The organism is Buchnera aphidicola (Brachycaudus cardui), assembly GCF_005081945.1.
Lineage (GTDB): Bacteria > Pseudomonadota > Gammaproteobacteria > Enterobacterales > Enterobacteriaceae > Buchnera > Buchnera aphidicola_AN.
Genome location: NZ_CP034879.1, coordinates 477846 through 501021 on the forward strand (window position 1 = coordinate 477846; position 23176 = coordinate 501021).

Below are 23176 nucleotides of genomic sequence, written 5' to 3' on the forward strand. Positions count from 1 at the left end.
TTATATTTTATATAAATACATATATAAAGATATAGTTTGTACTTAAATTTAATTTTTTATTGAAAATATATTTTCAAATCCATATATTCGAAATAAATTATTTGAGTCTACAGATTTATATAGCACTGCTTGTATCAAAAGTTCTTTAGATTTGATTTGCACTATAGATAATAAAAACCCAATTTTATACCATATATTCTGTATCTTAGTTTCAATAATAGAACCTATTTTAGGAGAAATATCTCCTATACTAATTAAACAACATAAAAAACGTTGATTTAAATTTTTAAAAAATATTCGTGCTATAGTTTCTTGTCCATAATAACATCCTTTTTTAAAACTTATAGCTTTAAGCTTATCTAAATTAATTGCCTGCGGCGTAAATTTTTGAGAAGCATTTTTATCAATAATAGGAAAACCAGATTCAATATCTAATGATAACCACTGTTTACTATAATTAAGAAAAATTTTTTCATTTATTTTTTTTTTAAAAAATAAAAAATCTGATCTATTTAAAATTAATAAAAATCTTTCCGATGGTTCTGCTAACCATAATATAACTTTTTTGTTTTCATAAACCACTGGACAATTTTTATCTGGTATTTTAATAAAAAATTTTAATAAAAATGATCTAGAATTTATTCCTACAATTCCTACTAAATGAATATCAATTAATTCTTGTATTATTATTTTAGAAAAAATAGAATATTTTTTTAATTCATTTACTTGAATTTTCGATATACTTTTTCTTTGAATATAACCATAACCTTTATCATAATGTAATAAACGCATAGTACTCCATACCTTTCCATTAAAGTTGCAGTGAGCACAAAGTACGTGATGTTTTTTAGACAATAAATTCATATCAATTGTTAATTGATTTTGAAGATATTCTTTACTACTCATACCTTCTATGTAAATAAAAGACCACTCTTCAAGTAATATCATTGTTAATGATAGTTCACTTGAAGGATAAATAATATTTTGTAGTTCTATAAATGATGACATTATTTTCTTTCCGAATTTTTAAAAAATAGTTTTTGATAAAATTAAAATAAATGCATCTATGAAATATAAATGTATATATAATAAAAAATATATTTTATGTATTAGATATAACAATGATTTCAATTTTACATTAAATCAATAGAAAAACTTATGATAGAAAAAAATATGATTATGAATCAAATTAATAATTTAAAACAACGAATCAAACATCTTAAGAGGTATCTTTGACTATACTCAAAAAAAAACACGTCTTTTAGAAATTGATTTAGAATTATCATCACCAAAAATATGGAATAAAAAAACATGTTTAAAAAAATTAAATAAAGAAAAATATTTTTTAAACTCAATCATTACAAATATTAATAACATAGAAAAAAATATAAAAGAAGTGATTATTTTTTTTAAATTAGCAATAGAAACATCAGATGATCTTGTATTACAAGACACTATTACAGATATCAAAACAATAGAAGAAGAAGTTAAAAAACTTGAATTTTATCGCATGTTTTCAAAAAAAAATGATAATTGTAATTGCTACATTGATATACAATCTGGATCAGGAGGAACAGAAGCTCAAGATTGGTCTCAAATACTCCTTAGAATGTATTTAAAATGGGCAGATAAAAAAGGTTTTCAAACAGAAATTATTCACGAATCAGTAGGAGAAATAGTAGGCATTAAATCTTCTACTATTAAGGTATATGGCGAATATGCTTTTGGATGGTTCAGAACGGAAACAGGCATACATCGTTTAATTAGAAAAAGTCCTTTTGATTCAGGGAAAAGACGTCATACTTCTTTTAGTTCTATTTTTATATATCCAGATATAGATGACAAAATTTATGTAAATATCAATCCCTCTGATTTAAGAATAGATGTCTATAGAGCTTCAGGTGCTGGAGGACAACATGTAAATCGAACTGAATCAGCTGTTCGTATCACTCATTTACCTACTAAAATTGCAACTCAATGCCAAAACAATCGTTCTCAGCATAAAAATAAAGAACAAGCAATGCAGCAAATGAAATCAAAATTATACGAAATGCAAATAAGAACAAAAAATAAAGAAAAAGACAAACTAGAAAAAAATAAATCTAATATTACTTGGGGGAATCAAATACGTTCATATATATTAGACAATTCAAAAGTCAAAGATTTACGTACTGGAATTGAAAAAAATCATGTCCAATCTGTTTTAGACGGTGATTTAGATGATTTTATTGAACAAAGTTTAATAATGGGATTATAAGGAAAAATAATGTCAGACACAAAAAATAATGATCAATATAAAAATATAATTCATAATGAGATACAAACTAGAAAAATAAAAATGTCTCATATGAAAAATATGGGTTTTTCTTTTCCAAATAATTTTAAAAAAAATATTACTTCTAAAGAAATTCATCATAAATACCAAAATGAAAATATTAACGAACTTCAACAATTAAATATTACAGTCGCTATTGCTGGACGTATGATACAAAGACGTATTATGGGAAAAGCATCTTTTTTTACACTACAGGATATAGAAGGAATAATACAGGTTTATATACAAGAAAAAAAAATATCTTCTGAATTTTATAACAATCATTTTAAAAAATGGGATATTGGAGATATTTTAGGTGTAACTGGAATATTATTTAAAACTAAAACTGGAGAACTATCTATATATTGTCATAATTTAGAAATACTTAACAAATCACTAAAACCTTTACCTGATAAATTTCATGGATTATCTAATCAAGAAATACGTTATAGACAAAGATATTTAGATCTAATTAGCAACAAAAAATCATATAATATTTTTAAAAATCGTTCTAATATTATTATGCATATTAGAAATTTCATGATAGAAAATAATTTTTTAGAAGTAGAAACTCCAATGTTACAAAATATTCCTGGCGGCGCTAATGCTCGTCCTTTTATTACCTATCACAATGAAATTAACACAGAAATGTATTTAAGAATAGCTCCTGAATTGTATTTAAAAAAATTAATTATTGGTGGTTTTGAACGTATTTTTGAAATTAATAGAAATTTTCGTAACGAAGGAGTTTCTACTCGTCATAATCCAGAATTTACAATGATGGAAGCATATATTGCATATTCAAATTATGAAGATATGATGAAGTTCACAGAAAAACTTTTTAAAAGTATCACAAAATTACTTTTTCAAGATACCATCATTGAATATGATGAATATAATTTTGATTTTAATCAACCATTTTATAGACTAACTATGCAGGATGCAATTCTAAAATTTAATCCTGAAATTACATTATCTGATTTAGAAAACATTAATAAAATAAAAAATATTGCAAAATCTATCGGTATTAAAATACAAAAAAACTGGGAAATTGGTCAAATAAAAACTGAAATTTTTGAAAAAACAGTAGAAAAAAAATTAATTCAACCTACTTTTATTACTGAATATCCAGTAGAAGTATCTCCTTTAGCAAAACGTAATAATATTAATCCAGACGTAACTGATAGATTTGAACTTTTTATTGCTGGATATGAAATAGGAAATGGATTTTCAGAATTAAATGATGTTGAAGATCAAAAAAATAGATTTTTAAATCAAATTAAAAAATCAAACAAAAAAGATAATAAAAATATATTTTATGATCAAGACTATATAGAAGCATTGAAATATGGTCTACCACCAACATCAGGATTAGGTATTGGCATAGATCGTTTAGTAATGATATTAACCAATCAAATTAGTATTCGTGATGTAATTTTATTTCCAACACTTCGTCCATATAAAAAATAATTTTTATAAATAAAAACGTTATATTTAAAGCATATAAATACTAAATTTTTTTAATAACCTATAGGAAATAAAATGCTACAGTATCCCAATTATCAACAAAAATTTCATCTTAAAAAGATCAAGGCTTTAATTAAAAAATATCAATCACCATTCTGGGTGTATGATTCTAATATTATTTACAATAAAATAAAACTATTAAAAAATTTTGATGTGATTAGATTTGCTCAAAAATCTTGTTCAAATATTAATATATTACGTTTAATGAAAAACAAAAATATAAAAATAGATGCAGTTTCATTAGGAGAAATTGAACGAGCATTATTATCTGGATTTCAACCAAATACAAATGAAATAATATTTACTGCAGATATTTTAGACAAAGAAACTTTATCTAAAGTTGTAAATTACAAAATACCAGTTAATGCTGGATCTCTAGATATGTTGACACAAATAGGAAAAATATCTCCAGGTCATCATATTTGGTTGCGTATTAATCCTGGATTTGGATATGGACATAGCAAAAAAACTAATACTGGAGGAGAAAATAGTAAACACGGTATTTGGGAACCATCGCTAGCTATTCCAATTATAAAAAAATATAAACTCAAATTAATTGGTTTACATATGCACATTGGCTCTGGAGTCAACTATGTACATTTAAAAAAAGTCTGTAAATCTATGATAGAACATGTATATCAATTAAATCAAAAAATATCATCTATTTCTGCTGGTGGTGGATTACCTATACCTTATAATTTTAATGATAAACCAATAAATATAAATAAATACTTTGTGTTATGGGATACAGCAAGAAAAAAAATTTCTAAATTTTTAGGAAAAAAAATTGAATTAGAAATAGAACCTGGAAGATTTTTAGTTGCTGAATCAGGTATTTTAATTTCAAAAGTATGGGCTGTAAAAAAAATGGGAAGTAAAAATTTTGTTTTAATTGATGCTGGATTTAATGATTTAATGAGACCTGCTATGTACGGTAGTTATCATCATATTTCAGTCATTTCTGGAGATAATAGAGATATAGACGAAGAAACAACAATAGATACTATTATTGGAGGTCCTCTATGTGAATCAGGAGATATTTTTACACAAAAAGAAGGGGGAACAGTACAAACTAGAAAATTACCAATTATTTATGTAGGAGACTATATAATTTTTCATGATACAGGAGCTTATGGTGCTTCAATGTCATCGAATTATAATACAAGACCACTAATTCAAGAAATATTATTACATAATAACAATTCTTTTATTATTCGAAGACGTCAAAAAATAGAAGAGATACTAAATTTAGAAAAACAATATTTTTTTAAAAAAATAATATTAAATTAATATAAAAAATATTTTTCACTTAACAGGATATGACTTAAACAATGTATATTATTTTTCCTAATATTGATCCTATTATTTTTTCTATTGGTCCTATCTCTGCTCATTGGTATGGCTTTATGTATCTTATTAGTTTCTTATTTGCTATATGGTATGGAAAAAAAAATAGTATCAAAAAAAAACAAATATGGTATAAAAAAAAAATAGAAACATTATTATATGCTATTTTTATAGGATCTTGTATTGGAGGTAGAATAGGATATATTATATTCTATAATTTTTCATATTTTTCCCAAAATATATTGTATTCGTTTTATATATGGAAAGGTGGTATGTCGTTTCATGGAGGATTAATTGGTGCTGTTATCACAATGTTTTATTTTTCTTTAAAATATAAAAAAAAAATATTAGAAATATCTGATTTTATTGTTCCATTAATACCTTTTGGTTTAGGTGCTGGAAGATTAGGTAATTTCATTAATAGTGAATTATGGGGTAGAGTATCAATAAATTTTTCATATGCAATGATTTTTCCTAACTCTCTAAATCAAGATTTGGAAAAAGTTAAAAAATATCCTGAATTAAAGCCTTTTTTAGATGAATATGGAGCATTACCACGTCATCCTTCACAATTATATGAGTTTTTTTTAGAAGGAGTAGTTTTATTTTTTATAATATATTTTTTTACAAAAAAAGATAGGCCAATAGGAAGTGTAAGTGGTTTATTTTTAATTTTTTACGGTGTATTTAGAATCATTGTAGAATTTTTTCGAGAACCTGATCCTCAAATAGGATTATTTAAGAATATAATTAGTATGGGTCAAATATTATCAATACCAATGATTATTACTGGATTAATTATTATGTTTAAAACTTTTTATAAAAACTGGATTATTGAAAAAAATGAAACAATATCTCACATTAATTAAAAAAATAATCAAAACTGGCAATTCAAAGAAAGACCGTACAGGTACAGGAACTCTATCTATTTTTGGTTATAATATGAAATTTAACTTAAAAAAAGGTTTTCCACTTCTTACAACAAAAAAATGTCATATTCCATCTATTATACATGAGCTTTTATGGTTTTTAAAAGGTGAGACTAATATTAAATATCTCAAACAAAATAAAATATCTATTTGGAATCATTGGGCAGATGAATTTGGAGATGTTGGTCCAATTTATGGAAAACAATGGAGAAGCTGGAATACATTAGAAAATAATAATATTGATCAAATTAAGAATATATTAATACAGATAAAAACAGATCCAGATTCTCGTAGAATTTTAGTTTCTAGTTGGAATGTTGGAGAAATACATAAAATGAAGTTACCACCTTGTCATGTTCTTTTTCAATTTTATGTCTTTAAAAAAAAATTAAGTTGTCAGCTATACCAACGTTCTTGTGACGTATTTCTTGGATTACCTTTTAATATAGCTAGTTATGCAATACTCATACATATGATAGCACAACAATGTGATTTAGAAGTAGGAGAATTTTTATGGACAGGTGGAGACGTTCATTTATATAATAATCATATAGAATTAGCAAAAAAACAAATACTTAGAACTCCTAGATCACTTCCAAAATTAATTATTACTCAAAAACCTCAATCATTATTTAAATATTCCTTTCAAGATTTTAAAATTGTTGGATATCATCCCTATCCTTCTATCAAAGCAAAAATATCTATATAAAGTTTATATTTAATAAAAGATATTTATACATCAACTTAAGTGAACTATCGCTATAATATGAAATATATATATATAAAAACTTGGGGCTGTCAAATGAATGAATATGATTCATCTATGATAGTTTCTTTATTGCAAGAAAAAAATCAATATTTTCTTACTAAGAATCCAGAAAACGCTGATGTTTTAATATTAAATACTTGTTCTATAAGAGAAAAAGCTCAAGAAAAAGTTTTTCATCAACTTGGAAGATGGAAAAAAATTAAAAATAAAAATTCGAAAGTTATTATTGCAGTAGGAGGTTGTGTTGCTACTCAAGAAGGCAAAGAAATTTATAAAAGAGCAAATTACGTAGATATAATATTCGGAACTCAAACTTTACATAAACTACCTCACATGATTTCTGAAGTAGAAAAACTTCGTAAATTATCTATAGATATTACTTTTCCTAAATTAGAAAAATTCAAATATGCTGTGCTACCTAAAAAAACAACATATACAGCATCAGTTTCTATTATGGAAGGATGTAATAAATACTGTTCTTTTTGTGTGGTACCGTATACAAGAGGAAATGAAATCAGTAGACCATGTGATGATGTTCTATTTGAAATATCAACATTAGCAGAACGAGGTGTCAGAGAGATAAATTTATTGGGACAAAATGTTAATGCATATCAAGGTCCAACTTTTAATGGAAAAATTTGCTATTTTTCAGAATTAATAAGATTAGTTGCTGAAATAGATGGTATTGATAGAATTCGATTTACGACTAGTAACCCCTTAGAATTTACAGACGATATTATTGAAGTCTATCAAGATACACCTAAATTAGTTAGTTTTCTTCATCTTCCTGTACAAAGTGGTTCTAATCGAATACTTCAATTAATGAAACGTTCATACACAATAGAAGACTATCAGTCTATTGTAGAAAAACTTCTTATTGCAAGACCAAATCTTCAAATTAGTTCTGATTTTATTGTAGGCTTTCCAGGAGAAACTGAAGTAGATTTTGAGAAAACGATGATGTTCATCAAAAAGATAAATTTTGACATGAGTTTTAGTTTTATATACTCTAACCGACCAGGAACACCTTCATCTGAAATGACAGATAATACTACTATACAAGAGAAAAAAAAACGATTATATATCTTACAAGAACGCATTAATATTCAAACCATGCTATGGAGTAGAAAAATGTTTGGAAGTATACAGTCTATTTTAGTAGAAGGTGTATCTAATAAGAATGCAATAGAATTATATGGCAGAACAGAAAATAATAGAATTGTTACTTTTCAAGGATCACCTAAGATAATCGGTCAATTTGTTAATTTAAAAATTGAAAAAATACATACACATTCATTAAAAGGACGAATAATTTAAATAATTAAAATAAAAAATATATGAAAAAAATTATTATTAACCTTCAATGCAGTTGTATAGAAAATCAACATATACCTCAAAAATATCTTTTTAAAAAATGGATACAAAAAATTTTATATGTAAAAAAAAACAATATAATAACGATTAGAATCGTAAATGAATTAGAAATCAAATATTTAAACTATATTTATAGAGGACAAAATAAAGCAACAAATGTTTTATCATTTCCTTTTAATAAATACGTAACAATCAATTATAAATTATTAGGAGATTTAGTTTTATGCAAAAAAATAATAGAAAAAGAAGCCTCTAGATATAATAAAAAATTAGAATCACATTGGGCTCATATGACAATACATGGAGTGCTTCATTTATTAGGATATAATCATAAAAATATTAAAGAAGCATATATGATGGAAAAAATAGAAAATAAAATAATGTTATCTTTAAATTATAAACAACCACACATTTAAAATTTTATTAATCTTTTATAAAAAATATTTTAACTCACGCTTTTCTACCATAGAATAGCATAACATATTTTCAAAATAGATAATCTAATACTATGAGTGATAATCATTCACAAAACTGCGATAAAATAAATAGAAAAGGTTTTTTTTCTATCTTATTGAATCAAATTTTTCATGATGAACCTAAAAATAGAGAAGAACTGTTAGTACTAATTCGTGATTCAGAACAAAATGAACTTATTGATCAAGATACTTGCGATATGCTAGAAGGAGTCATACATATTGCAAAAAAAAGAATTAAAGAAATAATGATTCCAAGAACACAAATGATAACATTAAAATTAAATTATAATTTAAATAAGTGTCTTGACATTATTATTGAATCTGCACATTCACGTTTTCCAGTTATGAGTAGTGATAAAAATTATGTTGAAGGATTTTTAATTGCTAAAGATTTATTACCTTTTATGAGAAATTCTACAGGTATTTTTTGTATTAAAAATATATTACGCTCAGCAGTTGTAGTTCCAGAAAGTAAACATGTAGATAGAATGTTAAAAGAATTTCGATCAAAAAGAAATCATATGGCAATAGTAATAGATGAATTTGGAGCTGTTTCCGGTTTAGTGACTATAGAAGACATACTGGAATTAATTGTTGGAGAAATACAAGATGAATATGATGATGAAGAAAAAATTAATATTAGAAAACTACAAAAATCTACATTTTCTGTTAGAGCACTGACAGAAATTAAAGAATTTAATGAAACGTTCAGTACTAATTTTAAAGATGACGAAGTAGATACAATAGGAGGATTAGTGATGAAGGAATTTGGTCATTTACCAAGTCGTGGTGAAAGTATTAATATTAATGATTACTCTTTTAAAATATCTATAGCAAATAGTAGCAAAGTTATACAAATACATGTCACTGTTCCAGATAATAAAATACCAATTTTAAAAGAAAAATAATGTTAATAATATTTTATTGTTAAATATTTTTAAAGCATCAACAAATAAATATAAAAAATGATTTTCTAATTAATATTAGAAAAATAATATTAATTACATATTTTATGATTGAGATAAAAAATGGAAAAAGAATATTTGCCCGAAAAAATAGAATTATATGTGCAAGAATATTGGAAACAAAATAAAACCTTTCAAGTAACTGAAGATCCTAAAAAAGAAAAATATTACTGTCTACCAATGATCCCATATCCTTCTGGAAAATTACATATGGGTCATGTAAGAAATTACACTATTAGTGATGTTATTGCTCGATATCAAAGAATGTTAGGAAAAAATGTCTTACAACCTATGGGTTGGGATGCTTTTGGACTACCTGCTGAAGATGCTGCTATAAAAAATAATACTGTTCCTTCAGCTTGGACTGATAACAACATAAAACATATGAAAAAACAATTACAATCATTAGGTTTTAGTTATGATTGGAGCCGAGAAATAACTACATGTAAGCCAGAATATTATCAATGGGAACAATGGTTTTTTACAAAATTATATGAAAAAAATTTAGTCTATAAAAAAAATAGTTTTGTAAACTGGTGTTCTTATGACAACACTGTTTTAGCGAATGAACAAGTAATTGATGGTTGTTGTTGGAGATGTCAGAATAAAATCAAAATAAAAAAAATTCCTCAATGGTTTATAAAAATAAGAAATTATGCTGAATCTTTATATCAAGATTTAAAAACATTAAATCAATGGCCTGAAAATGTAAAAAATATGCAACGGAACTGGATCGGCAGAACAAAAGGATTTGAAATTACTTTAAGTATTTTAAATAATAATAAAAAATTAAAGGTATTTACTAATAGATTAGATCTTATAATGGGTTCTACATTTGTTGTAATATCTCCTTGTCATAAATTATCTACAGATTTATCTAAAAAAAATATTCTTATTAAAAATTTTCTACAAAAATATAAGTATTTCTCTAAAGAAGAAATAGAAAAAGTAAAATATAAAGGTATTAATACTAATATGTTTGTGTTTCATCCAATTATAGAAAAAAAAATACCCGTTTGGATTGCTAATTTTACTCTACAATCATATGGAACAAAAGCATTATTATCTGTTCCTGGACATAATGAAAATGATTGGAATTTTGCCATACAGTATAATTTAGAAGTAAAGTATGTCATTTTAAATTCTGAAACACAAAAATTAAAGAAACATACTTCATTTATAGATACAAAGGGAATATTATTTAATTCTCAAGAATTTAACGGTCTAAATTTCCAAGAAAGTACCGAGGAAATAAAAAAAATACTATTTAAAAAGAAAATATTAAAGGAAAAAATTAAATATAAACTACAAGATTGGTGTGTATCTAGACAAAGATACTGGGGAGCACCCATTCCCATGGCAAAATTAAAAAATGGAAAATTTATACCCATTCCCGAAGATAAACTACCTGTTCTTTTACCAGATATTACAAATAGTATACATACTTCAGATAAAAATATTAATTCTAATTCTAAATGGACTAAAATTTTTATTGATGGTCATACGGCTATTAAAGAAACAGATACTTTTGATACATTTATGGAATCATCTTGGTATTATGCAAGATATACTTGTCCACACTTTAATAAAGGTATGATTGATCCAAGGGCATCTAAATATTGGCTTCCTGTTGATCAATACATTGGTGGGATAGAACATGCAATTATGCATTTAATGTATTTTAGATTTTATAATAAATTACTACGTGATTTTAAATTAGTTAATTTTGATGAACCAGTAAAAAATTTATTATGCCAAGGAATGGTACTTTCTGAAGCTTTTTATGAAATAGGAGACCATTCCCAAAGGAATTGGATTCACTCATCATCTGTGTTAAAAAAGCGTGATGAAAAAGGTAAAATTATTAGATCATATAATACAGAAGGTAAAGAACTAGTTTATGCAGGAATGATAAAAATGTCTAAATCTAAAAATAATGGTATTGAACCAGAATTAATAGTTAGACGTTATGGTGCTGATACAATTCGTTTGTTTATTATGTTTGCTGCTCCTGTAGAAGCATCTTTAGAATGGAATGAATCAAATTTAAAAGGAATCCATCGTTTTTTAAAAAAATTATGGATATTAATATTTCAATATATTCAAATAAGCACTACACATAAAAATATGAATTTTAAATATTTAAATTCTCAACAAACTGAATTACGTTGTCAATTACATAAAACCATAAAAAAAGTTTCTGATGATATAAGTCGTCGAAAATCATTTAATACTGCTATTTCCGCAATTATTAAACTAGTAAATCGACTAGTAAAAGCTCCAATGGAAGAAGAACAAGACAAATCTATTTTAAGAGAATCTTTAATTGCTATAATTAAAATGCTTTATCCATTTACACCTCATTTTTGCTTTTTTGTTTGGAAATATTTTAATAAAAAAATTTCTATCGATCATGAAAAATGGCCTATTTATAATGAAAAAATAATATTAAAAAAACATAATATTCTTATTATTCAAATTAATGGAAAAAAAAGAAATACTATAGAAATATCTAATATTTTAAATAAAGAAGAAGTCTTTTTTCTAGCTCAAAATCAAATAGTTATAAAGAAATATTTACAAGATAAAAAAATAAAAAAAATAATATATATTCCACATAAAATTATAAATTTTGTAACATCATAATACAATAATCTTTTTGAAAATAACATCATGACCTTAAATGAATATTATACAACCAGCACAACTAAAAGAACATTTAATTAAAAATTTATATTCTTTCTATGTTCTTTTAGGAGAAGATTTTTGTTTAATAAATAAAAATCAAGATTTAATCTTAAAATATGCCAATCAAAAAGGATTTATAGAAACAATCACTATTGATATAGAACAGAATAAAGATTGGGAGAAAGTGATTCGTTTTTGTCAAACAAGAAATTTATTTTTTAACAAAACAATTTTAATTATTAATTTTATTATTAACACACTTAATATTGTATTAATTAAAAATATCAATAAAATATCTTTTTTATTACATATAGACATTTTAATAATATTAAAATTAAATCATCTATCAGGATCTAGCCAAATAAAAAAAATATTACATACATTACAACTTAATAGTAATATAGTTTCTTGTTTTACACCCTATAATTTAAATTTCACTAATTGGGTTTTATATGAAATTGAAGAGAAAAATATAAATATAGAAAAAAAAGCTTTTTTTTTATTATGTAAATACTATGAAGGAGATACTTTATTTATATATAAAATTTTAGATATACTATTAATGACATATCCTAACACCTGTATTTCAGTAGATGAAATTAAAAAAATTATTCTTGATTTTTTTAATTTTTCAGAGTTACATTGGATTAATGCTATTTTTCAAGGCCAAATAAAAAAGGCTATGTATATTCTAAATACATTTCATAAAAAAAGACATAATCCTCTTATTTTGATACGTTCTTTGCAAAAAGATTTACTAAAATTAATTTATATGAATCGTGAAAAAAATATAAACATTAATATGTTATTAAAACAATACAACATTTCAAGTGCACGACATAAATTTTTTATGTATGCTTTAAAAAAAATTAATAATCAAAATTATTTTAAAGCAATTAGAATTCTAGTAAATATAGAAATAAATATTAAAAAAAAATATAATAATTCTGTATGGATGCAATTACAAAAATTGACTTTAATGTTAAGTTCACTTGTATTTTATACATAAAAAAATTAAAAATGAAAAAATTACATGTAATATTTGGTGGAAATTTTGATCCTATTCATTATGGTCATATTTATTCTGCTGAAAAATTAGCACAAAAATTATCTATAAAAAAAATAATATTATTACCAAATAATAATCCTCCACATCGAGATCAAACAAAAACATCTATAACAGATAAAATTAATATGATTAAACTTGCAATTCGTCATCATTCTTTATTTGAAGTATCTTATCTAGAAACAGAAAGAAAACATATTTTCTTCACTATAGATACATTAAAGAAAATTAGAAAAAAAATTGGTTTTGTACAATCTTTATGTTTTATAATAGGAGAAGATAACTTTTACAAGTTTACTTTATGGAAAGATTGGAAAACAATATTATCATACAGTCACTTATTAATTTGTCCTCGAAAATATGCAAAAAAAAAAACAATTATGCATTAAAAAAATGGATTGACTCTCATATTATAAGAGATTCTAATTTACTACATCATAAACCATTTGGATTTGTTTTTTTTTTAGATATTGATATTATCAATATCTCTTCTAGTCAAATAAGAAGAAACTATTCTTCTGGTAAAAGTTCATATGGACTGTTACCGCCAATAGTACATAAATATATTATATCAAAAAAATTATACTATAATGTATAGTAGAATTATATTTACTAATTTTTTAAAAAAATATTTTAATACAATCATGAAAAAAAATAATAATACAATATTAAATTTAATTGGACTAAGATGTCCAGAACCAATTATGGTTATTCGAAAAACACTTCGAAAAATGAAGAAAAATGAAAAAATATTAGTTGTAGCAGATGATCCATCTACAAAAAGAGATATTCCAAATTTTTGTTATTTTATGGAACATCAATTAGTCGAACATGAAATTAAAATTAAACCGTATCGTTATTTATTAAAAAAAGGATTATAAATTACAAAATTTAAAATTCAAATTATCAAAAAATATTGAATATATACACTTAAAATTTAATATATTAAAATATATAAAAAATATAGTGTATATATTACTAATATAATTATTCAATTTCAAAAAATATTATATATTAATTAATATATTTAACATTCTTCTTAAAGGTTCCGCAGCACCCCATAATAATTGGTCTCCTACAGTAAAAGCAGATATATATTTCGTACCCATATTCAATTTTTTCAAACGACCTATTGGTATCTTTAATGTACCAGTTACAGCAGATGGAGTTAATTCTGATAATGTATCTTCTACAGTATTAGGAATGATATTTACCCAATCATTATGATTAGCAATGATGTCTTCAATATTCTCTAAAGATAAATCTTTTTTTAATTTAATGATAAATGATTGACTGTGACATCTAAGAGAACCAATTCGTACGCATGTACCATCAATTAAAAACTTATTTTTAAAACCTAAAATCTTATTAGTTTCAGATTGACCTTTCCATTCTTCACGAGTTTGTCCATTATTCATTTCTACATCAATCCAAGGTATTAAACTACCAGCTAATGGTATAGAAAAATTTTTAATAGGAAACTCATCGCTACGAGATATTTGCGTTACTTTACGCTCAATATCTAAAATTGATAAAGATGGATTAGATAAATCTTGAGAAATAGAATTATATAACATTCCCATTTGTTCTAATAACTCTATCATATGACGCGCACCAGCACCAGATGCTGCTTGATAGGTAGAAAAAGAAATCCATTCAATTAATTCTCTTTGAAATAAACCACCTAAAGACATAAGCATTAAACTAACTGTGCAATTGCCACCTATAAAAGTTTTAATTCCATTACTGATAGAATTTTTTATTACACCATAATTAACTGGATCTAATATAATTGTAGAATCATTTTCCATTCTTAAAAGAGAAGCAGCATCTATCCAATAACCTTTCCAGCTATATTGTTTTAATCTTGGATATATTTCTTGAGTATAAAGACTACCTTGACACGTGATAATAATATCCATTTGTTTTAATAAATCAATATCATACGCATCTTTTAAAGTATCAGGTAATACGTGTTTGATTATAGGAATATCTTGACCACATTGAGATGTTGAAAAAAAAATAGGACGAATGTTTAGAAAATCATTTTCTTCTTCCATACGTTTTAACAAAACTGATCCTACCATTCCACGCCAACCAATTAATCCAACACATTTCATCATTAATACACGGATTATTTACATTAAAAATAATTTTTTTAATTATGATAATTAATTTATTTAAAATAAAATTTTCCGGCTCCTTAAGATAATAAGTAAAAGAATGTTAATTAAATATAAATTTAATATAAGAAAAATATATACTCAATATAAGATGTTAAAAAAATTTTATTAAAAATATTGAAATAGAAAACTCTATTTTAATTTTAAATATACTATAAAATTATACTTTTATATTAAAAAATATTTATATAATTGTTTTTTTATAAAATTAATAAAACATTTATTTATAGCATCTATTCAAAAAAGTTAAAACGTTTTATATAAAAATTTCTATTTTAAAAGGATATGATAAATTAAAATGACTGAAATAATTTCTACTACTATATTACTGATTCTAATTATGGATCCTTTAGGAAATCTTCCAATATTTATGACAGTATTAAAACATCTAGAAGCAAAACGACAAAGAATCATAATTATACGAGAAATGGTGATAGCGTTAATTGTTATGCTATTATTCTTGTTTGTTGGAGAAAAAATACTTATTATTCTAAATTTAAAAACTGAAACTGTTTCTATATCTGGTGGTATTATTTTATTTTTAATTGCTATTAAAATGATTTTTCCTTCTGAAGAAAATAATAATGGAGTTTCTTCAGATGAAGAACCCTTTTTAGTACCTTTAGCTATCCCATTAGTTGCAGGTCCATCTTTATTAGCAACATTAATGTTATTATCACATCAATATCTACATGATATGTCTTATTTAGTTTTATCATTACTAATAGCATGGTGTTTTACCATGATAATATTATTATTATCTGGTTTATTTTTAAAATTGTTTGGTGCTAAAGGTGTTAATGCTTTAGAACGTCTTATGGGATTAGTTTTAATCATGCTTTCAACTCAAATGTTTCTTGATGGTATTAGAGCATGGTTTAAAAATTAAAAATTTTTTATAAAAAATATATAAAATAATTTTTTAATTCACAGTAAATATTATTACTACTATTATAAGTAATAATTAAAATGCATATTACTATAAAAAAGGCATTATTATGACTATTCAAAAAATGACTTCATTAAATATAACTGGAAAAACCGTTTTAATAAGAAGTGATTTAAATGTTCCTATAAAGAATGGAATCATTCAGTCTGACGCTAGAATACTAGCTGCTCTTCCAACTATTGAATTAGCAATTAAAAAAAGAGCTAAAGTCATTATAATGTCTCATTTAGGAAGACCTAAAGAAGGAATGTATACAAAAAAATATTCTTTATTTCCTATATTTGAATATTTAAAACAAAAACTACATCAAACTAATATCTATTTTTTGAACGACTATACAAAAGATATTAAACTTGATTTAGGAGAAGTAGCTATTTTAGAAAACGTTCGTTTTAATAAAGGCGAATTAAGCAACAGTAATGAACTATCTAAAAAATATTCTGATTTGTGCGATATATTTATCATGGATGCTTTCGGTAGTGCACATAGAATGCAAGCATCTACTTATGGTGTTGGAAAATTTGTTAAAATTGCATGTGCTGGATTACTTTTAATAAAAGAAATTAAAGAATTAAAAAAAGCATTAAAAAATCCAAAGCGTCCTATGACAGCTATCATCGGTGGATCTAAAGTATCTACTAAATTTGATATACTAAATAAATTATGTGAAATCGCAGATACTGTAATAGTAGGCGGTGGCATCGCTAATACTTTTTTAGCTATTGATTATAAAATTGGAAAATCATTACACGAATTAGATTTCATATTTGAAGCTAAAAAATTACGTGATAAGTACAATATTATTGTACCAATCGATTCTCGTGTTGGAAGAAATTTTAATAAAACTGAAAAATCTATAATTAAATCACCTAGTAATATTAAAGAAGATGAAGAAATCATGGATTTCGGTGATAAATCTATTGAAAATGTTCTTAAAGTTATTAGAAAATCTCAAACAATTATTTGGAATGGTCCAGTCGGAGTATTTGAATTTCCATATTTTCGAAAAGGGACTGAAATAATTGCTAAAGAAATTGCAAAAAGTAATGCATTTTCAATAGCTGGAGGAGGTGATACATTATCTGTGATCGATATGTTTAATATAAAAAATGATATCTCTTATATTTCAACTGGAGGAGGAGCATTTTTAGAATTTATAGAAGGCAAAAAACTACCTGCAATTTATATTCTAGAAGAAAACTTCAAACTGAATAATATAATTAATTATAACTTTTAATCTTATCAGATAGGAAAAAAATTGAACATTCTAAATATCATTAAACCTGGTGTTGTAACTGGTGATGAAGCTCGAATAATATTTGAATTTGCAAAAAAAAAGGGATTTGCAATACCAGCTGTGAATTGCATAGGAACTGACTCTATAAATGCTGTATTGGAAACTTCTGCTAGAGTACAATCTCCAGTTATCATACAATTTTCTCATGGAGGAGCTTCTTTTATTGCGGGAGGATATCAAAAAAAATCTTTACTTGATCAAGAACAATCAATTAAAGGAGCAATATCTGGAGCTCAGCATGTACATTTAATGGCAAAATATTATAATGTTCCAGTAATACTTCATACAGATCACTGTTCAAAAGAAATATTATCATGGATTGATGGATTGTTAGAGTATGGAGAAAATTTCTATAAAAAAAATAGACGACCTCTTTTTACTTCTCATATGATTGATCTATCTAAAGAAAGCTTAGAAGAAAATATATCAACTTGTAGAAAATATTTAAAGATAATGAAAAAAATTAATATGATGTTAGAAATAGAATTAGGATGTACAGGAGGAGAAGAAGATGGGGTAGATAATACCAAGATAGATAAAGAATTACTTTATACACAACCTAAAGATGTTAATTATGCTTATGAAAGACTAAATAAAATTAGCCATAATTTTAGTATTGCAGCCTCATTTGGTAATATACATGGTGTCTATCAACCTGGAAATGTTGATCTTCGACCTATTATTTTAAAAAATTCACAAGAATATGTAAGTATGAAACATAATCTACAAAAAAATCCATTAAATTTAGTTTTTCATGGTGGTTCAGGTTCAAATTCACAAGAAATACAAGAATCTATAAAATATGGCATTGTTAAAATGAATATTGATACTGATATACAATGGGCAACATGGAATGGTGTTTTAAAATTTTACAAAAAAAATAAAGAATTTTTACAGCATCAGTTAGGAAATCACAATGATAAACACAAACCAAATAAAAAATATTATGATCCAAGATCATGGATAAGAGAAGCACAAAAATCAATGTCTATTAGATTAGAGACATCATTTAAAGAATTGAACGCTTTTAATATACTTTAAAAAATCTGTATAAAATATTTATTTTATATTCCGGGGAATAATTAACAATATTCTCCGAAAATTCTTTAACTAAATATTATACTTCATATATTGAAATATAAATCATACATTTATTAAAAAATTACTAATAATACTAATTATAGAGATAATAATGGATGAATTAAACGTAGTAAATGATATTAATCATGCAGGAAACTGGTTAATACGCAATCAAGAATTACTATTTGAATACATGATCAATCTAACATCTGCAATTATTATTTTAATTGCCGGAATGTTCATATCTAAAATAATATCAAACGGAGTTAATCAGGTATTAATTACACGTCGTATTGACGCTACTATTGCTGGTTTTCTTTCTGCATTAATGCGATATATTATTATTACTTTTACTTTAATTGCGGCACTAGGTCGAATTGGAGTACAAACCACATCAGTTATTGCTATATTAGGAGCAGCTGGTATGGCGATAGGTTTAGCTCTTCAAGGTTCTTTATCTAACTTTGCAGCTGGTGTATTATTAGTTACTCTACGACCATTAAAAACTGGAGAATATGTTGATTTAGGTACTGTATCAGGTACAGTACTAAATATTCATATTTTCTATACGACATTACGTACTTTAGATGGGAAAATAGTAGTAGTTCCTAATAATAAAATTATATCTGGTAATATTATTAACTATTCAAGAGAACCTGCACGTCGTAATGAGTTTATTATAAGTGTATCATATAATAGCGATATTGATTTAGTCATTAAAATTTTAAAAACAGTAATAGAAAATGAAGATAGAGTAATTAAAGATCGAGATATTATTGTTGGTTTAAGTGAATTAGCTCCATCTTCTTTAAATTTTATAGTCCGCTGTTGGAGTAATACTAATGATTTAAATCCAGTATACTGGGATTTGATGGCTAACTTTAAAAAAGCTTTAGATAAAAATAATATTAACATTCCTTATCCTCAAATAGATGTTCATCTTTATAAAAAATAGATGTTCATCTTTATAAAAAAATCAAGATAATATAAATTATATATATTTTCTTTTTTAAATTTTTTATATTTATTTCATACAAATAGGTTCGTATGTTTATCGTTTATAAATCTAATAAACTAAATACGCTATTATCAATAGCATCTAAAATTATTGAAAAAAAACCACTTGATAATATTTTTGAAAAAGAAATTTTTGTTAATGATAATGCAATATTATTTCAATATTTAAATATATTTATTGCTAATAATAACGGAATTTCTTCTAATTTAAAACTTTTTCATCCTAATGATTTTATATGGAAATTATTTAAATATTGTTTATGTAAAAAAAATCTAAAAAAGACATTTAAAGAATCTACTATGACCTTAAAAATCATGAAAATTTTAAATAAAAAAAAGACATTTAAACATATTAATATAACAAGTAATAAAATAAAAAAATTTAAATTTTCATTTTTAATGGCTAATATATTTAAAAAATATCTTTTTTATCGCCCTGATTGGATTAATTTGTGGGAAAAAAAACAAAATATATCAATTTTTGATAAAAGTGACGAATGGCAAATGAAATTATGGAGAGAAATGATCAAAAATGATGATGAAAATATTCATTTATCAAGATATCATTTTTCTAATTTATTCTATTCTTTTCAAGAATCACTAAACCTAGAAGTAATTAAAAGATATCTTCCTAATCGTTGTTTTATTATTTCTTCTTTTGCATTAACCCCTTCTTACATGCAAATTTTAAAAAAAATTAGTATCTATATAAATATTTATTTTTTATATATAACTCCATCTAAAAACAATGCGTTAAAAAATTCACTAATGAATTTATGGGGACAATATGAATTATATTATAAATTATATATGACTGATTCTAAAAAAATGAAAATAATAAATAATTTTAAACAAAATAAAGAGAACAATTTATTAAATAACATTAAGAATGATCTATTAAAAGATAATATTTTAAAAAAAAAAGATTAATAGAAACAACTGATCAATCGATTTCTATAAGTATTTGTTATAATAAAAAAAATGAAATTGAAATTCTACATAAAAAATTATTATTTTTTTTTAGCAATTATGCTGATCTTAAACCTAGTGATATAGTGATCACTTCATTTTCTCTTAATGATTATATTTCATATATTCATTCAACATTTACTTCAATAACAAACAAAAAACAAATTCCTTTTTTCATTTCTACAAAATATTCTAAAAAAACAGAAGTAATATTATTAGTTTTTAATAAACTATTAAACTTATCTAATAGTCGTTTTAAAAATAAAGAAATACTAGAATTATTTGATATACCAGAAATAGCAAAGCATTTTAATATTTTAGAAGAAGAAATAGGTATTTTATATAATTGGATAGAAGAAGCAAATATTCGATGGGCTATTGATGAAAAACACAAAAATAATTTATTATTTCCTGAAAATAAACAAAATACCTGGTTTTATGGTATTGAAAAATTAATTCTTAGTTACGCTATGAATGATACAAAAAGTATGTGGAATAATATTTTAGCCTGTAGTTTTATTAATGGTTCTAGAGCAGATTTAATAGGAAAATTAATTATATTTATTAATACGCTAAAAAAATGGCAAAAAAAATTGTCAAAACCGCAACATCTTATATATTGGCGTTCATTGTCTAAAGATTTAATAAATGATTTTTTCTGTAAAAATGACCTAATAAATAGTACTATGCAAATCATTCAAAAAAATTGGATTAAAATGATAGATGACTGTTTATTATCTAATAATAATAATAAAATTTCTATTGAAATACTAAAAAAAATATTTAACTATAAATATAATTATATTGATAATAAAACTTATTCACCAGGTGTAGTGAATTTTTGTCATCCTTCTTCTGTATGCTTTATTCCTTTTAAAATAATATGTTTTATTGGAGCTGATGGCAAAAACATTCCTAAAAAAAATAATTTAGATAATTTTAACTTATTAAATAAATATTCATTAATTGGTGATCCTGATTTTTATCAAAAATACTCTTATTTATTTCTGCAAAGTCTTTCTTGTGCAGAAAAATATTTTTATATAAGTTATGTTGGATATTCTATTAAAGATGATAGTAAAATATATCCTTCAGTTCTAATTAATCAATTATTAAATTATATATCATTAAATTTTTATTTAATAGGAAATAAATCTTTAAGCATACAAGAAAATGTAAAAAAAATAACTACACATTTATGTACAACATATAAAAAAGAATATTTTTACAAAAAAAAGAATATAGATTGCTTAATAATAAAAAATTCTATAGATATATATAAAAATATAGATTCAAATAAAAAAAATAATATTGCATTTAAAAAAAATATTTTCAATTCAATCCATTTAATTGATTTAATACATTTTTGGAAAAATCCAATACGTTATTTTTGTAATCATCGTTTAAATATAAAATTTGACTTGAAAAATAAACAAATTAGTACGACAGAACCGTTCTTAGTTCACAAGTTAGATGTATTTAAAATAAAAGATACTTTATTAAATATAATGATCAAAAATGAAAATACAAAAAAAATATTTCAATATTATATTCTTTCTGGAAAGTTACCTAATAACTACTTCAAAACAGTATTTTGGAGTAAAACGATAAAAGAAATGCAGTCAATAGCAAAATTAGTTAGTCACTATAAAATATTTACAACAGAAAAACATATCAATCTAAATATTGGAAAATATCAAATAAAAGGTATTTTACCTGAAATACAAAAAACAGGTTTACTACGTTGGAAACCTAATATCATTAATCATAGTGATCGCATATCTTTATGGCTAGAACATTTAATTTATTCTATTATCAGTGAATCTGGAGAAAGTAAAATTATAGGAGATAAAAATCGAATATGGTCTTTTAATCCTTTAAATTCTAAAATAGCATATGATTATCTTCTAAAATATATAGAAGGATATATAATAGGTTCTAAAGAACCATTATTTTTAATAAAATCAGGTGCATATTGGCTTGATCAAATTTATGATATAAAAAATCATTCTATTAAAAATGATAATGATTCTAAAAAGAAAGCACATAAAAAACTATTAGAAATATGGATAGGTAATAATTATCTTAAGGGAGAACAAGAAGATTTTTATATTAAAAATATAATTCAAAAATTAAATACAAAAAATATAAAAAAAATTTGTCAAGCAGCTAAAGTATGGTTAATTCCGTTATTAAAAAACAAAAAAAATACAAGTAAAAAATAAT

General features: G+C 23.9%; 19 protein-coding genes and 1 pseudogene. 18 read left to right on the forward strand and 2 right to left on the reverse strand.

Annotated elements, in window-relative coordinates; translation table 11 throughout:
* Nucleotides 1–48: 48 nt before the first annotated feature.
* Nucleotides 49–1008 (reverse strand): tRNA-modifying protein YgfZ, encoded by a 960-nt coding sequence (gene ygfZ / locus D9V67_RS02245; protein WP_158359711.1) that lies wholly within the window; start codon nt 1006–1008, stop codon nt 49–51.
* A gap of 150 nt (nt 1009–1158) precedes the next feature.
* Between ygfZ and prfB the strand changes: the two genes are divergently transcribed.
* From prfB to tusA, 12 genes and pseudogenes are all read left to right on the forward strand, one after another.
* Nucleotides 1159–2257, forward strand: a protein-coding gene (gene prfB, locus D9V67_RS02250; protein ID WP_187308333.1) for a peptide chain release factor 2 whose coding sequence is annotated in 2 segments (ribosomal slippage) — nt 1159–1233 and nt 1235–2257 — 1098 coding nt in all. Because the reading frame shifts where the segments join, the coding sequence is not laid out codon by codon here.
* Between the two features lie 9 nt (nt 2258–2266).
* Nucleotides 2267–3784 carry a lysine--tRNA ligase gene (gene lysS, locus D9V67_RS02255; protein ID WP_158359714.1) on the forward strand — a complete coding sequence of 506 codons (1518 nt, stop codon included), beginning with the start codon at nt 2267–2269 and terminating at the stop codon, nt 3782–3784.
* Nucleotides 3785–3856: 72 nt separating this feature from the next.
* Nucleotides 3857–5131 (forward strand): diaminopimelate decarboxylase, encoded by a 1275-nt coding sequence (gene lysA, locus D9V67_RS02260; protein ID WP_158359716.1) that lies wholly within the window; start codon nt 3857–3859, stop codon nt 5129–5131.
* Nucleotides 5132–5172: 41 nt separating this feature from the next.
* The gene (lgt, locus tag D9V67_RS02265; RefSeq protein ID WP_158359718.1) at nt 5173–6057 is read left to right on the forward strand and encodes a prolipoprotein diacylglyceryl transferase; all 885 of its coding nucleotides are present in this window, start codon (nt 5173–5175) and stop codon (nt 6055–6057) included.
* Nucleotides 6032–6826 (forward strand): thymidylate synthase, encoded by a 795-nt coding sequence (gene thyA / locus D9V67_RS02270; RefSeq protein ID WP_158359720.1) that lies wholly within the window; start codon nt 6032–6034, stop codon nt 6824–6826. The genes lgt and thyA overlap by 26 nt, the downstream gene beginning before the upstream one ends.
* 57 nt (nt 6827–6883) lie before the next feature.
* Nucleotides 6884–8203: a tRNA (N6-isopentenyl adenosine(37)-C2)-methylthiotransferase MiaB gene (gene miaB, locus D9V67_RS02275; RefSeq protein WP_158359722.1), complete on the forward strand. Its 1320-nt coding sequence runs from the start codon at nt 6884–6886 to the stop codon at nt 8201–8203.
* Between the two features lie 20 nt (nt 8204–8223).
* Nucleotides 8224–8676, forward strand: coding sequence for an rRNA maturation RNase YbeY (gene ybeY / locus D9V67_RS02280; RefSeq protein WP_158359724.1), 453 nt, complete (start codon nt 8224–8226; stop codon nt 8674–8676).
* Between the two features lie 92 nt (nt 8677–8768).
* Nucleotides 8769–9644, forward strand: a complete 876-nt coding sequence (gene corC / locus D9V67_RS02285) for a CNNM family magnesium/cobalt transport protein CorC (protein ID WP_158359727.1) — start codon at nt 8769–8771, stop codon at nt 9642–9644.
* A 120-nt stretch (nt 9645–9764) separates the two neighbouring features.
* Entirely contained in the window at nt 9765–12347 is a 2583-nt protein-coding gene (leuS, locus tag D9V67_RS02290) for a leucine--tRNA ligase (RefSeq protein WP_158359731.1), read from the forward strand.
* 37 nt (nt 12348–12384) lie between these two features.
* Complete coding sequence (gene holA / locus D9V67_RS02295) at nt 12385–13398, forward strand: DNA polymerase III subunit delta (RefSeq protein ID WP_158359733.1); 1014 nt, start codon at nt 12385–12387, stop codon at nt 13396–13398.
* A gap of 11 nt (nt 13399–13409) precedes the next feature.
* Nucleotides 13410–14053 (forward strand): annotated as a pseudogene (gene nadD, locus D9V67_RS02300) (nicotinate-nucleotide adenylyltransferase).
* A 46-nt stretch (nt 14054–14099) separates the two neighbouring features.
* Nucleotides 14100–14336 carry a sulfurtransferase TusA gene (gene tusA, locus D9V67_RS02305; RefSeq protein ID WP_158359735.1) on the forward strand — a complete coding sequence of 79 codons (237 nt, stop codon included), beginning with the start codon at nt 14100–14102 and terminating at the stop codon, nt 14334–14336.
* 126 nt (nt 14337–14462) lie between these two features.
* Here tusA and asd read toward each other — a convergent pair whose 3' ends face one another.
* Entirely contained in the window at nt 14463–15578 is a 1116-nt protein-coding gene (gene asd, locus D9V67_RS02310) for an aspartate-semialdehyde dehydrogenase (RefSeq protein ID WP_158359738.1), read from the reverse strand.
* A 358-nt stretch (nt 15579–15936) separates the two neighbouring features.
* Here asd and D9V67_RS02315 point away from each other — a divergent pair, with 358 nt between their 5' ends.
* From D9V67_RS02315 to D9V67_RS02335, 6 genes are all read left to right on the forward strand, one after another.
* Entirely contained in the window at nt 15937–16527 is a 591-nt protein-coding gene (locus D9V67_RS02315) for a YhgN family NAAT transporter (RefSeq protein WP_158359740.1), read from the forward strand.
* Nucleotides 16528–16636: 109 nt separating this feature from the next.
* A complete protein-coding gene (locus D9V67_RS02320; RefSeq protein ID WP_158359742.1) occupies nt 16637–17824 on the forward strand; it encodes a phosphoglycerate kinase in 1188 nt (395 codons plus the stop codon).
* Between the two features lie 21 nt (nt 17825–17845).
* Nucleotides 17846–18925 carry a class II fructose-bisphosphate aldolase gene (gene fbaA, locus D9V67_RS02325; protein ID WP_158359744.1) on the forward strand — a complete coding sequence of 360 codons (1080 nt, stop codon included), beginning with the start codon at nt 17846–17848 and terminating at the stop codon, nt 18923–18925.
* 151 nt (nt 18926–19076) lie between these two features.
* Entirely contained in the window at nt 19077–19919 is an 843-nt protein-coding gene (mscS, locus tag D9V67_RS02330) for a small-conductance mechanosensitive channel MscS (protein ID WP_158359747.1), read from the forward strand.
* A gap of 92 nt (nt 19920–20011) precedes the next feature.
* A complete protein-coding gene (locus D9V67_RS03250) occupies nt 20012–20911 on the forward strand; it encodes an exodeoxyribonuclease V subunit gamma (protein ID WP_261979676.1) in 900 nt (299 codons plus the stop codon).
* A gap of 125 nt (nt 20912–21036) precedes the next feature.
* Nucleotides 21037–23175, forward strand: a complete 2139-nt coding sequence (locus D9V67_RS02335) for a hypothetical protein (protein ID WP_315984301.1) — start codon at nt 21037–21039, stop codon at nt 23173–23175.
* The last annotated feature ends 1 nt before the right edge of the window (nt 23176 follow it).

What these genes read in the sequence shown, in the direction of transcription:
- lysS (WP_158359714.1), top strand. Translation starts at nt 2,267, where the DNA reads ATGTCAGACACAAAAAATAATGATCAATATAAAAATATAATTCATAAT.
- D9V67_RS02315 (WP_158359740.1), top strand. Translation starts at nt 15,937, where the DNA reads ATGACTGAAATAATTTCTACTACTATATTACTGATTCTAATTATGGAT.
- asd (WP_158359738.1), bottom strand. Translation starts at nt 15,578, where the DNA reads ATGATGAAATGTGTTGGATTAATTGGTTGGCGTGGAATGGTAGGATCA.
- D9V67_RS03250 (WP_261979676.1), top strand. Translation starts at nt 20,012, where the DNA reads ATGTTTATCGTTTATAAATCTAATAAACTAAATACGCTATTATCAATA.
- leuS (WP_158359731.1), top strand. Translation starts at nt 9,765, where the DNA reads ATGGAAAAAGAATATTTGCCCGAAAAAATAGAATTATATGTGCAAGAA.
- mscS (WP_158359747.1), top strand. Translation starts at nt 19,077, where the DNA reads ATGGATGAATTAAACGTAGTAAATGATATTAATCATGCAGGAAACTGG.
- ybeY (WP_158359724.1), top strand. Translation starts at nt 8,224, where the DNA reads ATGAAAAAAATTATTATTAACCTTCAATGCAGTTGTATAGAAAATCAA.
- lysA (WP_158359716.1), top strand. Translation starts at nt 3,857, where the DNA reads ATGCTACAGTATCCCAATTATCAACAAAAATTTCATCTTAAAAAGATC.
- ygfZ (WP_158359711.1), bottom strand. Translation starts at nt 1,008, where the DNA reads ATGTCATCATTTATAGAACTACAAAATATTATTTATCCTTCAAGTGAA.
- tusA (WP_158359735.1), top strand. Translation starts at nt 14,100, where the DNA reads ATGAAAAAAAATAATAATACAATATTAAATTTAATTGGACTAAGATGT.
- lgt (WP_158359718.1), top strand. Translation starts at nt 5,173, where the DNA reads ATGTATATTATTTTTCCTAATATTGATCCTATTATTTTTTCTATTGGT.
- thyA (WP_158359720.1), top strand. Translation starts at nt 6,032, where the DNA reads ATGAAACAATATCTCACATTAATTAAAAAAATAATCAAAACTGGCAAT.
- miaB (WP_158359722.1), top strand. Translation starts at nt 6,884, where the DNA reads ATGAAATATATATATATAAAAACTTGGGGCTGTCAAATGAATGAATAT.
- D9V67_RS02320 (WP_158359742.1), top strand. Translation starts at nt 16,637, where the DNA reads ATGACTATTCAAAAAATGACTTCATTAAATATAACTGGAAAAACCGTT.
- holA (WP_158359733.1), top strand. Translation starts at nt 12,385, where the DNA reads ATGAATATTATACAACCAGCACAACTAAAAGAACATTTAATTAAAAAT.
- corC (WP_158359727.1), top strand. Translation starts at nt 8,769, where the DNA reads ATGAGTGATAATCATTCACAAAACTGCGATAAAATAAATAGAAAAGGT.